The 13,682-nt window shown below is 69.9% G+C and carries 11 protein-coding genes; 10 read left to right on the forward strand and 1 reads right to left on the reverse strand.

All coding sequences use genetic code 11. The features are described 5' to 3' along the window. The 8 genes from lysA (at nucleotide 1) to ACFQ4H_RS30455 (ending at nucleotide 11,212) form a co-directional block, all read left to right on the forward strand. The gene (lysA, locus tag ACFQ4H_RS30420; protein ID WP_377577691.1) at nucleotides 1-1,386 is read left to right on the forward strand and encodes a diaminopimelate decarboxylase; all 1,386 of its coding nucleotides are present in this window, start codon (nucleotides 1-3) and stop codon (nucleotides 1,384-1,386) included. Between the two features lie 8 nt (nucleotides 1,387-1,394). Then, on the forward strand, nucleotides 1,395-2,708 hold the full coding sequence (locus ACFQ4H_RS30425) for a homoserine dehydrogenase (RefSeq protein ID WP_377577724.1): 1,314 nt from the start codon (nucleotides 1,395-1,397) through the stop codon (nucleotides 2,706-2,708). A 185-nt stretch (nucleotides 2,709-2,893) separates the two neighbouring features. Then, the gene (gene thrC, locus ACFQ4H_RS30430; RefSeq protein ID WP_377577694.1) at nucleotides 2,894-3,943 is read left to right on the forward strand and encodes a threonine synthase; all 1,050 of its coding nucleotides are present in this window, start codon (nucleotides 2,894-2,896) and stop codon (nucleotides 3,941-3,943) included. A gap of 278 nt (nucleotides 3,944-4,221) precedes the next feature. Continuing rightward, entirely contained in the window at nucleotides 4,222-7,557 is a 3,336-nt protein-coding gene (locus tag ACFQ4H_RS30435) for an efflux RND transporter permease subunit (RefSeq protein WP_377577697.1), read from the forward strand. Nucleotides 7,558-7,638: 81 nt separating this feature from the next. Next, nucleotides 7,639-8,580 carry a polysaccharide deacetylase family protein gene (locus ACFQ4H_RS30440; protein ID WP_377577700.1) on the forward strand — a complete coding sequence of 314 codons (942 nt, stop codon included), beginning with the start codon at nucleotides 7,639-7,641 and terminating at the stop codon, nucleotides 8,578-8,580. A gap of 112 nt (nucleotides 8,581-8,692) precedes the next feature. Continuing rightward, nucleotides 8,693-9,949 carry an MFS transporter gene (locus ACFQ4H_RS30445; RefSeq protein ID WP_377577703.1) on the forward strand — a complete coding sequence of 419 codons (1,257 nt, stop codon included), beginning with the start codon at nucleotides 8,693-8,695 and terminating at the stop codon, nucleotides 9,947-9,949. A gap of 198 nt (nucleotides 9,950-10,147) precedes the next feature. Continuing rightward, the gene (locus ACFQ4H_RS30450; protein WP_377577705.1) at nucleotides 10,148-11,014 is read left to right on the forward strand and encodes an SPFH domain-containing protein; all 867 of its coding nucleotides are present in this window, start codon (nucleotides 10,148-10,150) and stop codon (nucleotides 11,012-11,014) included. 15 nt (nucleotides 11,015-11,029) lie between these two features. Continuing rightward, nucleotides 11,030-11,212: a type II toxin-antitoxin system antitoxin gene (locus tag ACFQ4H_RS30455; RefSeq protein WP_377577708.1), complete on the forward strand. Its 183-nt coding sequence runs from the start codon at nucleotides 11,030-11,032 to the stop codon at nucleotides 11,210-11,212. Between the two features lie 43 nt (nucleotides 11,213-11,255). Here the strand turns inward: ACFQ4H_RS30455 and ACFQ4H_RS30460 are convergent, their stop codons facing one another. After that, nucleotides 11,256-11,711: a hypothetical protein gene (locus ACFQ4H_RS30460; RefSeq protein ID WP_377577711.1), complete on the reverse strand. Its 456-nt coding sequence runs from the start codon at nucleotides 11,709-11,711 to the stop codon at nucleotides 11,256-11,258. A 157-nt stretch (nucleotides 11,712-11,868) separates the two neighbouring features. Here ACFQ4H_RS30460 and thrB point away from each other — a divergent pair, with 157 nt between their 5' ends. Beyond that, nucleotides 11,869-12,849: a homoserine kinase gene (gene thrB / locus ACFQ4H_RS30465; RefSeq protein ID WP_377577714.1), complete on the forward strand. Its 981-nt coding sequence runs from the start codon at nucleotides 11,869-11,871 to the stop codon at nucleotides 12,847-12,849. Between the two features lie 295 nt (nucleotides 12,850-13,144). Further along, nucleotides 13,145-13,682 (forward strand): Rho termination factor N-terminal domain-containing protein (locus tag ACFQ4H_RS30470; RefSeq protein WP_377577717.1); only part of this gene is annotated, 538 nt, incomplete at its 3' end.

Raw genomic sequence — 13,682 nt, forward strand, 5'->3', positions numbered from 1 at the left:
ATGCGGGCACACGAGGCCGGGGCGCTGCACGGCGAGATCGGCAACAGCGGGCCGGCGTGGCTGCGTACCCCGGTCGACGTCAACGCCCTCGTGCCGCAACTGTGGCCGCGCAACGTGACGCGGGCCGCCGACGGCGCGTTGGCCGTCGGTGACCTCGGCGTCCGTGAGCTGGCCGAGCAGTTCGGCACCCCGGCGTACGTCCTCGACGAGGGCGACCTGCGGGCCCGGTGTCGGGACTTCCGGGCGGCCTTCCCGAACGAGGACATCTACTACGCCGGCAAGGCGTTCCTTTGCCGCGCGGTGGTACGCATCATCGCCGAGGAGGGGCTGTACCTGGACGTCTGCTCGGGTGGCGAACTGGCGGTGGCGCTCGCCGCCGGCATGCCGCCGGAGCGGATCGGCTTCCACGGCAACAACAAGTCGGTCGCCGAGCTGACCCGGGCGCTGGACGCCGGGGTGGGCCGGATCATCGTCGACTCGTTCGACGAGATCGACCGGTTGACCGAGCTGGCCCGCCAGCGGGCGGTACGACCCCGGGTGCTGATCCGGGTCACCGTCGGCGTCGAGGCACACACCCACGAGTTCATCGCCACCGCGCACGAGGACCAGAAGTTCGGCTTCTCGCTGGCCGGGGGAGCCGCCGCGCGGGCCGCCTTCAAGATCCTCGACGAGGACGTGCTGGAGCTGCGCGGCCTGCACTCCCACATCGGCTCGCAGATCTTCGACACCAGCGGCTTCGAGGTCTCCGCCCGCCGGGTGCTCGGCCTACAGGCCCAGATCCGTGACGCGCGGGGGGTCGAGCTGCCCGAGCTGGACCTGGGCGGCGGATTCGGCATCGCCTACACGACGCAGGACGACCCGTCCCCGCCACACGACCTGAGCAAGCGGCTCAACAAGATCGTCAGCAGCGAGTGCGCGGCGTCCCAGCTCGCCGTACCGCACCTGTCCATCGAGCCGGGACGGGCGATCATCGGGCCGGCCGTGTTCACCCTGTACGAGGTCGGCACGGTCAAGGACGTCGACGGGATCCGCACCTACGTCAGCGTGGACGGGGGGATGAGCGACAACATCCGTACCGCGCTCTACGACGCGTCGTACTCGGCGACGGTGGCCTCCCGCAGCTCGACGGCGGGAGCCATTCTTGCCCGGGTGGTGGGAAAGCATTGCGAGTCCGGGGACATCGTAGTGAAGGATGAATTCCTGCCCGCTGACGTTCGGCCCGGAGATCTTGTTGCCGTGCCCGGCACGGGTGCCTACTGCCGGAGCATGGCCAGCAACTACAACCATGTGCCGAGGCCGCCGGTGGTGGCGGTCCACGACGGCCAGGCACGCGTGATCGTCCGGCGGGAGACCGAAGACGATCTGCTGGCATTGGACGTGGGATGACAAGAGCTGTGCGGCTGGCGCTGCTGGGATGCGGCACGGTCGGGGCCGAGGTGGTCCGTCTGCTGCATGAGCAGGCGGCCGATCTGGCCGCCCGGATCGGCGCCCCCCTGGAGATCGCCGGCATCGCCGTACGCCGACTCGGCCGGGACCGCGGCGCGCTGCCGGTGGACCCGGCGCTGTTCACCACCGACGCGCTCGGCCTGGTGAAGCGGGACGACGTCGACGTGGTCGTCGAGGTGGTCGGTGGCATCGAGCCGGCCCGGACCTGGCTGGTCGAGGCGCTGCGGGCCGGCAAGAGCGTGGTCACCGCGAACAAGGCGCTGCTGGCCGAGGACGGCGGGACGCTGCACGACGCGGCGTTCGAAGGCGGGGCCGACCTCTTCTACGAGGCGGCGGTGGCCGGCGCGATCCCGCTGCTGCGCCCGATGCGCGAGTCACTGCACGGGGACACGATCACCCAGGTGACCGGCATCGTCAACGGCACCACCAACTTCATCCTCTCGGCGATGGACGCCACCGGGGCCGGCTTCGCCGAGGCCCTGGACGAGGCCACCGAACTGGGCTATGCCGAGGCCGACCCGACCGCCGACGTGGAGGGCTTCGACGCCGCCGCGAAGGCCGCGATCCTGGCGTCACTGGCCTTCCACAGCCGGGTGAGTGCCGCCGACGTCCACCGGGAGGGCATCACCGAGGTCACCGCGGCCGACGTGGCCAGTGCCAAGGCGATGGGCTGCACGATCAAGCTGCTCTGCATCGCCTCTCGGGGGCCGGACTCCACCGGCACCGAGTCGATCAGCGTACGGGTGCACCCGGCGATGATCCCGCTCAGCCATCCGCTGGCCAGCGTCGGTGACGCGTTCAACGCGGTCTTCGTCGAGGCCGCCGCCGCCGGGCAGTTGATGTTCTACGGCCGGGGTGCGGGCGGTGCCCCGACCGCCAGTGCCGTACTCGGCGACGTGGTGGCGGTGGCCCGTAACCGGCTGGCCGGGGTGCGGTCGGCCAGCGAGTCGGCGTACGCGGCGCTGCCGGTCCGGCCGATCGGTGAGGCGGTCACCCGCTACCACATCAGCCTCGACGTGGCCGACCGGCCGGGCGTACTGGCCTCGGTGGCGGGCGTCTTCGCCCGGCACGACGTGTCGATCGCGACCGTGCGACAGGCGGCGGCCACGGGCGGCCCGGCCGGCCGTGGCGAGGACGCGGTCCTGGTCATCGTCACGCACGCGGCACCGGACGCGGCGCTGGCAGCGACCGTCGAGGAACTGCGGGCGCTGGACATCGTCCGGTCGATCGCCAGCGTGTTGCGTGTCGAGGGCACGGCCTGACCGGGGTCGACGGCACACTCTGAACCGGCACCTGGACCACGCCACGAACCCCGGGAGCGCCGTGACCCGGGGGACCGGCATCCCGACAGGTGGTTGATCATGGGTGTGCCGGTGACCGGTCGGTAGGGCTGGTTCACGCTGGACGTATCCCCGCCGGGCGGGTCCGAGCAGGCAAGGAGAGCGACATGTGGCGTGGTTTGATCGAGGCGTACCGGGATCGACTGCCGGTCACCGGGGCCACGCCGGTCGTCACGCTGCACGAGGGAAACACGCCGTTGCTGCCGGCCCCCGCGCTCTCCTCCCGTACCGGCTGTGACGTCTACCTGAAGGTGGAGGGCGCGAACCCGACCGGCTCGTTCAAGGACCGGGGGATGACCCTCGCGGTCTCCAAGGCCATCGAGGCCGGCAACAAGGCGATCATCTGCGCCTCCACCGGCAACACCAGCGCGTCGGCTGCCGCGTACGCCGCCCGGGCCGGACTCACCTGTGCGGTCCTGGTCCCGCAGGGCAAGATCGCGCTCGGCAAGTTGGCCCAGGCCCTGGTGCACGGGGCGAAGCTGTTGCAGGTCAACGGCAACTTCGACGACTGCCTGGCCCTGGCCTCCAAGCTGTCCCAGGACTATCCGGTGGCGCTGGTCAACTCGGTCAACATCGACCGGTTGCACGGGCAGAAGACCGCCGCGTTCGAGATCGTCGAGGCGCTGGGGGACGCGCCCGACATTCACTGCCTGCCGGTCGGCAACGCCGGCAACATCTCCGCCTACTGGATGGGCTACCAGGAGGACGTGCAGGCCGGCAACGCCACGAAGACCCCGAGGATGTACGGCTTCCAGGCCTCCGGGGCCGCGCCCATCGTCACCGGCACTGCGGTACGGGAGCCGTCCACCATCGCCACCGCGATCCGGATCGGCAACCCGGCCAGCTGGACCAAGGCACTGGACGCCCGGGACGCCTCGGGCGGGTTGATCGACGCGGTGACCGACCGGGAGATCCTGAGCGCGTACCGGCTGTTGGCCCGTCAGGTCGGCGTGTTCGTGGAGTTGGGCAGCGCGGCCAGCGTCGCGGGCCTGTTGCAGCAGGCTGATGCGGGCCGGGTGCCCCGGGGGTCGACGGTGGTCTGCACGGTCACCGGGCACGGGTTGAAGGACCCGGAGTGGGCCATCTCCACCGCCCCCGCGCCGATCACGATCAAGAACGACGTGCTGGCTGCGGCGCGCGCTCTCGACCTGGCCTGACGTCCGGAAGGGCCCCTTTCCATCGCTTCCCGCATGGGAGGCGCCCTTCCTGACATCACAGACGCTGAGAGCGGGCTGAGGAGACTGGCCGGACCGGGCCGGGTCGTACCGGAGAATGGTGCCGGCCAGATCCGGCGTCCACCCAACGGCCGGGTCGTGGCGGTGGTGCCCCGGTGCCGGACCAATTGTCTGGGTCGGGCAGAATTTTTTTGCCGAGCCCTGGCCGCCTCATCTGACCGGCGGCTTCTTACCTAGCTTCCCCGGGAGGAAGCCTGATCATGTCGTTGCTCGCCAGATTCAGCCTCGCCAACCGGGGTCTCGTTGCTCTCATCGCGGTGGTGATCACCGGGTTCGGGTTGTTCGCCGTTCCGTCGTTGAAGCAACAGCTCCTGCCTTCCATGGAGTTCCCGGGCGCGTTCGTCATCGCCACCTACCCGGGAGCCGCACCTGAGATCGTCGAGTCCCAGGTAACCGAACCGATCGAGAACAGCCTCCAGGGCATCAGCGGACTCAAGAAGGTCACGTCGACCTCCCGCGAGTCGGTGGCGACCATCCAGGTGGAGTACGAGTTCGGTACCGACCTGGACGCCGCGGTCAACAAGATGCAGACCGCGCTCAGCCGGATCGACGCGCAGCTGCCGGACAACGTCGACCCGATGGTGCTCACCGGTAGCACCGACGACCTGCCGGCCGTGGTGCTGGCGGCCGGTGGCGGTGGGGACGAGCGGGCGCTGGCGGACAAGCTGAAGAGCACGGTCGTACCCGAGCTGGAGGCCATCGACGGCGTCCGTACGGTCGAGGTGACCGGGGCCCGCGAGCAGACCGTGGTCATCGTCCCCGATCCGGTGAAGCTGGCCCGGGCCGGCGTCCAGCCGACGGCGATCGCCAGCGCACTACAGACCAACGGGGTGGCCATCCCGGCCGGCACGATCATCGGCCCGGACCGGAGCCTGACCGTGCAGGTCGGCACCCGGATCAACTCGATCGAGGAACTGCGCGGCATCTTCCTCACCCCCGCACCCGGTGCCGCTCCGGCCAAGCCGGGCACTGCCCCGGTCAAGCTCGGGGACATCGCCACCGTCGAGCAGAAGCTGGCCGAGCCGACCGGTTTCACCCGGACCAACGGCAAGGAGAGCCTCGGCATCTCGATCACCGCTACGCCGGACGGCAACGCGGTGGAGATCTCGCGTGAGATCCGGGACCGGCTGGCCGGTCTGCGGACCGCCTCCGGTGCCGAACTCAACGTGGTGTTCGACCAGGCTCCGTTCGTGGAGAAGTCGATCGAGAGCCTCACCACCGAGGGCCTGCTGGGCCTGGTCATGGCGGTGCTGGTGATCCTGGTCTTCCTGCTGTCGGTACGGTCCACGCTGGTCACGGCGGTGTCCATCCCGCTGTCGGTCGTGGTGGCGCTGCTGGCCCTGTGGATCGGGGACTACTCGCTCAACCTGCTCACCCTCGGCGCGTTGACCATCGCGGTGGGCCGGGTCGTCGACGACTCGATCGTCGTACTGGAGAACATCAAACGGCATCTCGGGTACGGCGAGCGCAAGCGCGACGCCATCAACCGGGGCGTACGCGAGGTCGCCGGCGCGGTGACCGCCTCCACCCTGACCACGGTCGCGGTCTTCGCCCCGATCGCCCTGGTCGGCGGGTTCGTCGGTCAGATCTTCGCGCCGTTCGCGATCACCGTGACGGTGGCGTTGCTGGCCTCGCTGCTGGTGTCGCTGACCGTCATTCCGGTGCTGGCCTACTGGTTCCTCAAGCCCGCTGCCGGTGGTGAGGTGGACGAGGAGGCGGTACGCCGGGCGGCGGAGGAGAAGGAGCTGCGTGACCCGTTGCAGCGCCGCTACCTGCCGGTCATCGAGTTCGCCACCCGTCGACGCTGGCTCACCGTCGGGTTGGGGCTGCTGGTGCTGATCGGCACCTTCGGTCTCTCCACCGGCCTCAAGACCAACTTCCTGGACCAGTCCGGTCAGGACACCCTGAGCATCACCCAGGAGATGCCGGTCGGCACCAGCCTGACGGCCACCGACGCGGCGGCCCGCAAGGTCGAGGAGGTGCTGGCGCGTACCAAGGGGGTGAAGACCTACCAGGTGACGGTGGGCGGCGGCGGGATGCCCTGGGAGTCGGGCGGAAGCAAGTCCAGCTTCTCGGTCGCGTTGGATGCCGACACCGATGCCGAGGAACTCACCGAGCAGCTGCGTGGGGAGTTCAAGGACCGGACCGACATCGGTGAGGTCCGGTTCGGCGGTGGCGGTGGTCAGCCGGGTGCCGGTTCGACCAACCAGCTCGCGGTGATCGTGCAGGCCACCGACCCCGAGGTGTTGGCCCGCGCCACCGAGCAGGCCCGGCAGGCGCTGGCGGACACGCCGGAAGTCAAGGACGTGACGACGAACCTGACGGGCAACACCCCGAGGATCGAGGTGACGGTCGACCGGGCCGCTGCGGCGCGGGTCGGCATGTCCGAGGCGGCGGTCGGTCAGCTCGTCGCGCAGGCGTTCCGGGGCAGCCCGGTGGGCCGGGTGGTGCTCGACGGCGAGCAGCAGGACGTGGTGCTGCGGTTCGGTGCCGGTGGCCCGACCTCGATCGAGGCTCTGCGCGCGCTGCCGGTCGGTCCGGTCAAGCTCGACGACATCGCCGAGATCTCCGAGGTCAAGGGGCCGCTGGAGGTGACCCGGATCGACGGTGACCGGAGCGCCACGGTCACCGGTATGGCCACCGGCAGCAACCTGGGCAAGACCACCACCGCGTTGAAGGAGCGGCTGGGCAAGCTCGACGTGCCGGGTGCGACCTTCACCGTGGGCGGGGTCAGCGCCGACCAGGAGGAGGCGTTCGCCGACCTCGGGCTGGCCGTACTGGCCGCCATCGCGATCGTCTTCCTGATCATGGTGGCGACGTTCCGTAGCCTGATCCAGCCGCTGATCCTGCTGGTCTCCATCCCGTTCGCGGCGACCGGCGCGATCGGCCTGCTGCTGGCCACCGGTACGCCGCTGGGGGTTCCGGCGCTGATCGGTGTGTTGATGCTGGTCGGCATCGTGGTGACCAACGCCATCGTGCTGCTGGATCTGATCAACCAGTACCGCGACCAGGGCATGGGGGTACGCGAAGCAGTGATCGAGGGTGGCCGGCGCCGACTGCGGCCGATCCTGATGACCGCTATCGCGACCATCTTCGCGCTGCTGCCGATGGCCTTCGGGCTGACCGGCGAGGGCGGCTTCATCTCCCAGCCGTTGGCGATCGTGGTGATCGGTGGACTGATCAGCTCGACCCTGCTGACCCTGGTGCTGGTCCCGACGCTCTACACCATGGTGGAGAACACCAAGGAGCGGATCCGGCAGCGTCGGGTCGCCCGTGGTGCCGGCCAGGCGGCGGGAGCGGTCGAATCGGACCGGAGCCCGGCTGACGCGGGTCGTGCTGCGGCTGCGGCGAACGGCGGGACGACGGCGGGCTCCCCGTCGGAGGACGGTCCGGACCGGGTGGAGTCTCCGGCGTCGGTCGCCACCACGACGGAGGCACGGCCGGCTCCGTCCGGTGCGTTGATCGACGGTACGGACCAGTTCGAGGTACTGCGGTTGCCGAAGAGCCGTAGATCACCGTTGCCCCCTGCGGAGTAACAGCGCATCCTGTGGTCAACGGCGTTCCGCTGACGGTTACCGTCGGCGGAACGCCGTTGATTTTGGGGATGGGGGACCAGAATGAACGTCGAGGACACCAACGTGGGTGCCCGCAGCCGGGTGACCGAACCGACCCGGCCCGAACCGGACGATGAACGACTGGACGGTGGACGACCCGGCGGTGAACGGCTGGACGGTGAACGACCCGACGACCGCGGCGGGAGATCGGGTACCCGCCGGACCATCCTGCGCCGGGCGGCGCTGGTGGCGGCGGGTGCGGGAGTGGGGGCCGTGACGTTCGCCGAAGCGGCCCATGTGGTCGACCGCAAGTTGCCGATCCGGGGCGGTGCCGCCGGGGCGACGGTGGCCAGCCGGGACCGGCACCCGGGTGCGGGGCAGGTGCTGGTGACCTGGGCGGGGCAGACCGACCGGAAGCTGGTGGCGCTGACCTTCGACGACGGACCCCGTCCAGATTGGACGAACGTCGTGCTGGACACCCTCCAGCGCTACGACGTACCGGCCACCTTCTTCGTCGTGGGTCGTCGGGTGCGCAAGTACGCGTCGGTGCTGCGCGGCCGGACGGACCGGCACGAGTTCGGCAACCACACCTGGGACCACCGGGACATGGCTCGGGTCGATGCCGAGCAGGCGTATCAGGACCTGCTCCGCGCCCACGAGGCGATCACGGACGTCACCGGTCGGGAGGCCACCCTGCTCCGGCCGCCGTACGGGCACCTGGGCGGTGGGGCGGTGCTGGCGGCGGCGCGGCTGAACTACCGGATCGTGCTGTGGTCGTTGCAGATGCTGGAGTCGAAGTTTCTGGGTGATCCGGCCGGACACGCCCGACACATGGTGGAGCACACCGAGCCGGGTTCGATCGTGCTGGCACACGATGTGGGGCCGCAGGACCGGCTGGTCGCGATCAAGGGGCTACCTGACATGATCACCGGCCTCCGGGCCCGGGGCTTCGAGTTCGTGACCGTGTCCGAGTTGATGGCGGAGCGTTCGGAGGTCCATGTCTGACCGCCGACGTGTCGGAACCGGGGGCTGTCGGGAACGCCGACCTGCTGGGATCGGGGGTTGCCGGTGACCGCTGCGTCGCTGGCGAAGACCGGCCGGAGTAGGGTTCCGGTACGTGGCGTCAACGCTTTCGGTCCTTACCCGTAACCGGGACTTCCGTAATCTCTTCCTCGCCGAACTGGTGGTCTTCGGGGCCGACTGGTTCCTCATGGTGCCCCTGCTCGTGCTGTTGCCGGAGCTGACCGGTAGCGGCGTGTGGGGCGCGTTGGTGCTGGCCGCGGACACCGGGATCGTCGCACTGCTGCTGCCGTACACCGGAACGATCGCCGACCGGGTGGACCGCCGCAAGATCATGATGGTGGCCAACCTGGCGGCCCTGGTCGGGGTACTGCTGCTGCTCGGTGTGCACAGCCGGGGGACCGCGTGGCTGGCCCTGGTCGCGATCGGGGTGGTCGCCGTGGCCAAGGCGTTCTATTCGCCGGCCGCACAGGCGGCGCTGCCCAACGTCCTGGACCCGGCGGAACTGGCCGCCGGCAACGCGATCGCCGGTTCGGCCTGGGGAACGATGACGGTGGTCGGGGCGTCCCTCGGCGGTGTGCTGACCGCCGCCCTGGGGCCGTACGCCTGTTTCTGGATCGCGGCCGGCGCCCTGATCGTGGCCGCGCTGTTGGTGAGTCGGATCCGCCGCCCGTTGCAGGCGCCCCGGGACCATACGGTGCCGGCACCACGCACCTGGGCGGCGATCAGCGAGGCGCTGCGCTACATCGGCCACCGGCCCCGGGTGCTGGCACTGGTCACCGTGAAGTCGGCGGTAGGGCTGGGCAACGGGGTGTTGACCGTGTTCCCGCTCCTCGCCGGGCTGTACGGCGTCGGGGCGATCGGCACCGGCCTGCTCTTCGCGGTACGCGGTGCCGGAGCGCTGACCGGGCCGATGCTCATGCGTCGGGTGCTGACCCACCGGTCCTGGTTGCTGCCCGGGCTGGCGCTGTCGATGACCGGCTACGGGCTGGCCTACATCAGCGTGGCGGCGGCCCCCTGGTTCTGGCTGGTGCTGGTGCTGGTCTTCGTCGCGCACTTCGCGGGCGGCGGCAACTGGGTGCTGTCCAACTTCGCGTTGCAGGCTGAGGTGCCGGACCGGCTGCGGGGCCGGGTCTTCGCCACCGACATGATGCTGGCGACACTGGCCGTCTCCGTCAGCCAACTGGTGGTGGCTGCCATCGTCGACCATGTCGACGCGTGGATCGTGCTGGTCGGTTGTGGCCTGACCACGGTGGTCTACGCGATCGGCTGGCGGATCGCCACCCGCCGACTGACCCTGTCGGAGGAGCCTGCCGCTCCCTCGGTCGAGGTGTCAGCCGAGCCGACGGTCTGACGGGTCGTTCGGACTGCGGGTCGTTCGGACTGCGGGTCGTTCGGACTGCGGGTCGATCGGACGACGGGTCGGTCGGGCGGCGGGTCGGAGGTCTCAGGCGGGTAACTGTCCGATTGTTGGCTGGATCATGCTCCGGGCTTGTTCGGGTAGCCGCCGTTGGATACCTTGGTGATATCACTTTGATGGCAAGGAGATGTCATGGAGAGGTCCGCCTTCCGGCTGTCCGGATTCCTGGTGATAGCGATGCTGGTGGCATTGACCGGTGCGTCGCTGGCGGTGATCATCGCGGCGGTCGGCACCTCGGCTGCCGCCCTGTGGATCGTCGTGACCTCCGTCAGCTACGCCGTGCTCGTCGTCGCCACGATGACCGGATTCACCATCGTCAACCCGAACAACGCGCAGGTCGTGCAGTTCTTCGGCCGGTACGTCGGCAGCATCCGGGACGCCGGTCTGCACTGGACCTGGCCGCTGAGCACGCGTAAGAAGGTCACCCTGCGGGTGCGTAACTTCGAGACCGCCCGGCTCAAGGTCTCCGACGCCGACGGCAATCCGGTGGAGATCGCCGCCGTGGTCGTGTGGCGGGTGGTTGACTCGGCCAAGGCCGCGTTTGCCGTCAACAACCACGTCGAGTACGTCTCCGTACAGGCCGAGGCAGCGGTCCGGCACCTGGCCACCAGCTACCCGTACGAGGCACACGACTCCGGTCGGGCCAGCCTGCGGGACAGCCTCGCGGTCAGCGACGAGTTGACCCACGAGTTGCGGGAACGGGTGGAACTCGCCGGCGTCGAGGTGCTGGAGTCGCGGACCACCCATCTGGCGTACGCACCGGAGATCGCCCACGCCATGCTGGCCCGCCAGCAGGCGAACGCCATCGTCGCCGCCCGGTTCAAGATTGTCGAGGGGGCGGTGGGCATGGTGTCCAACGCGCTGGAGCGTCTGACCGAGGAACACGTGGTCGAGTTGGACGAGGAGCGCAAGGCGCAGATGGTGGCGAACCTGCTCGTCGTACTCTGTGGCGACCGGGCGGCCCAGCCGGTGGTAAACACGGGTTCTCTCTACGGTTAGGGGCGGTTCCGGCTGATGGCCGAACGCAAGAAACTGCTGCTGAGGCTCGATCCTCGGGTGTACGACGCGATCGCCAAGTGGGCCGCGGACGACCTGCGTAGCGTCAACGCCCAGATCGAGTACGCCCTGCGGCAGGCGCTGCGCGCCGCCGGTCGCGCACCGAGACAGTCTCCCGCCGACGGCTCGCCGGACCAGTGAACGCCCGTCGCCAGGTGCGGCGGGCGTTCACCGACGGCCACGGTCAGGACGTGGGCGGACCCCACTGGGTCGGCACGGTCGGCTGTGGGGCGGACGTCGTCATCGGCTGCGGTGCCGGCATTCCCGGTACGGATGTCGGTACCGTCGTCGGCTTGGACCGGGCGGCCAGCAGCGCCCCGATGAGCAGTCCGATCCCGATGCCGTGCATGAGGTTCAGCACCACGGAGGCCACCAGGTTGATCGGACTGAACTCGCGGAAACTGAGTTCACCGCGCATGATCAGCTCAGGCAGCAGCAGTGCCCAGACGACGCTGAGGATCAGGTTGAGCAGCAGGAGCGCGCCGCCGAGGAAGGCCAGCACCCGGGCGCGACCGGGCAGTCGGTTGCCGCTCACCAGCACCACGATCAGCCCGACCACCACTACCAGCAAGGTCGGCAGCACCGACAACGCCTGTCCGAACACCGACCCGAACATGACTTCCTCCGCTTCCAGGATCATGCGGACACCCTACCGGCGAACGTCGATACGGCCGGTGTCGTGGAAACGGGCTGGCAGATCGACCACGACCAGGGGTACCAGATCGAAACGAGCCGCGTGGTGGGACGGCTGGCATACCGGCGCCGGCGGCAGGTCGGGCGCGGCCTAGCATGAACGCATGCCGTTGTCCTTCGTCTCCGGGCCGACGCGGGTACGCGTGCCCGCGACGAGTGCCAACCTCGGGCCGGGCTTCGACGCTCTGGGCCTGGCGCTGGCGCTCCACGACGACGTCACCGCCCGGGTCACCTCGGGTGGCTGCCGGGTCGAGGTGACCGGCGAAGGCGCTGGCGAACTGCCCGACGACGAGACGCACCTGGTCGTACGCGCCATGCGGGCCGCCTTCGACGTGCTCGGCGGCCAGCCGACGGGCCTGGCAATCGAGTGCGTGAACCGGATTCCGCAGGCGCGTGGCCTGGGCTCCTCGTCGGCGGCGATCGTTGCCGGTGTGCAACTCGCCCGGGCGCTCGTCACCGACGGCGGGCAGCGCCTCGACGATGCCGGCGCGCTGCGGTTGGCCGCCGACATCGAGGGCCATCCCGACAACGTCGCCCCCTGCCTGCTCGGCGGTTTCACCATTGCCTGGACCGAATCAGCCGCGGCCGCGACCGCGATGCGTACCGGTGTCCTGCCTGGAGCCCGGGCAGTTTCCCTGCCGATAGCGCCGGACGTGCAGCCGGTGGTGTTCGTACCGGGTGAACGTGGGCTGACCTCGGTGGCCCGGGCCGCGCTGCCCGCCGATGTGCCACACCGGGACGCGGCGTTCAACGCGGCGCGTTCGGCGCTGCTGGTCCACGCGATCACCACCGATCCCGGGCTGCTCTTCACCGCCACCGAGGATCGGCTGCACCAGGGCTATCGAGCGTCCGGTATGCCGGCCACGGCCGCCCTGTTGGTGGCGCTGCGTGAGGCTGGTGTTGCGGCTGTGGTCAGTGGGGCCGGTCCGACCGTATTGGCGCTGTCTGCGCTGCCAGCGGGGTTTGCGCCGGGAATGGATTGGACAGCTCACCGGTTGCCTGTTGATATGGTCGGTGCCCAGGTTGCTGGGGGTAGACTGGGACACGCCGAGCGGGACCCTGTTGCCGCAGGTCGGAAGAGTTGATTACGCTCTAGACTTAGCACAGCCGCGAAGCACCGCGATCTCTTGCGGGTCGGCGCACCCCCGAAGCTATCGGCGGTTAGCCCGTCAAACCCCTGCCTAGGCCACGCCGTACCGCAGTCTCCACAGGTCGCCGCAGGCGGCGAGACCTGCTCACCGATGCTGGTGAGTCGGGAAACCGACCGACTGCTGTGTTACAGACTCCCGCGACGCGTCACGCGAGGCGGGCGTACCGAGGCCGCCCGGCCACCTAGTTTCGACCCCGGGCAGCCCCGGCCTTATCGAGGGAAGGAATCCATTGAGCGACACCACCGACGTGACGTCGGAAGTTTCCAACGTCGCTGGCGAAGCCACAGCAGCTCGCGCCCGCCGTCGGCGGACCGGTACCGGGCTCTCGGCGATGCTGCTGCCTGAGTTGCAGAGCCTGGCCGCGTCGCTCGGCATCTCCGGTACGGCCCGGATGCGCAAGGGCGAACTGATTGCCGCCATTTCCGAGCGGCAGGGCGGCGCGGCTGCCGGTAGTGCACCGCGTCCCCGGGCCGAGGTCGCGGCTGCGGCAGCACCCGCACGCGAAGAAGTACGTGCCGAGGTTCCGGCCGGTGGCGAGCGGCGTGGCGACGCGCCGATCCAGCCGCCGGTTGCGGCCGAAGGTGAAGCGACGACTCGTCCGCGGGCCTCGCGGCGGTCTCGCAGCGCTGCCGCTACGGCAGCTGCCCCGACTGAGCCGCAGGCCGAAGCGGCACCGGCCCAGCCGGCTGCCGAGCGCGACCAGGCGGAGCGGGGCGAATCACGTACCGGCCGGGAGCGCGGTGAGCGGGCCGAACGTGCCGAGCGGG

This window comes from Micromonospora sonneratiae (assembly GCF_042679305.1).
Classification (GTDB): Bacteria; Actinomycetota; Actinomycetes; order Mycobacteriales; family Micromonosporaceae; genus Micromonospora_H; species Micromonospora_H sonneratiae.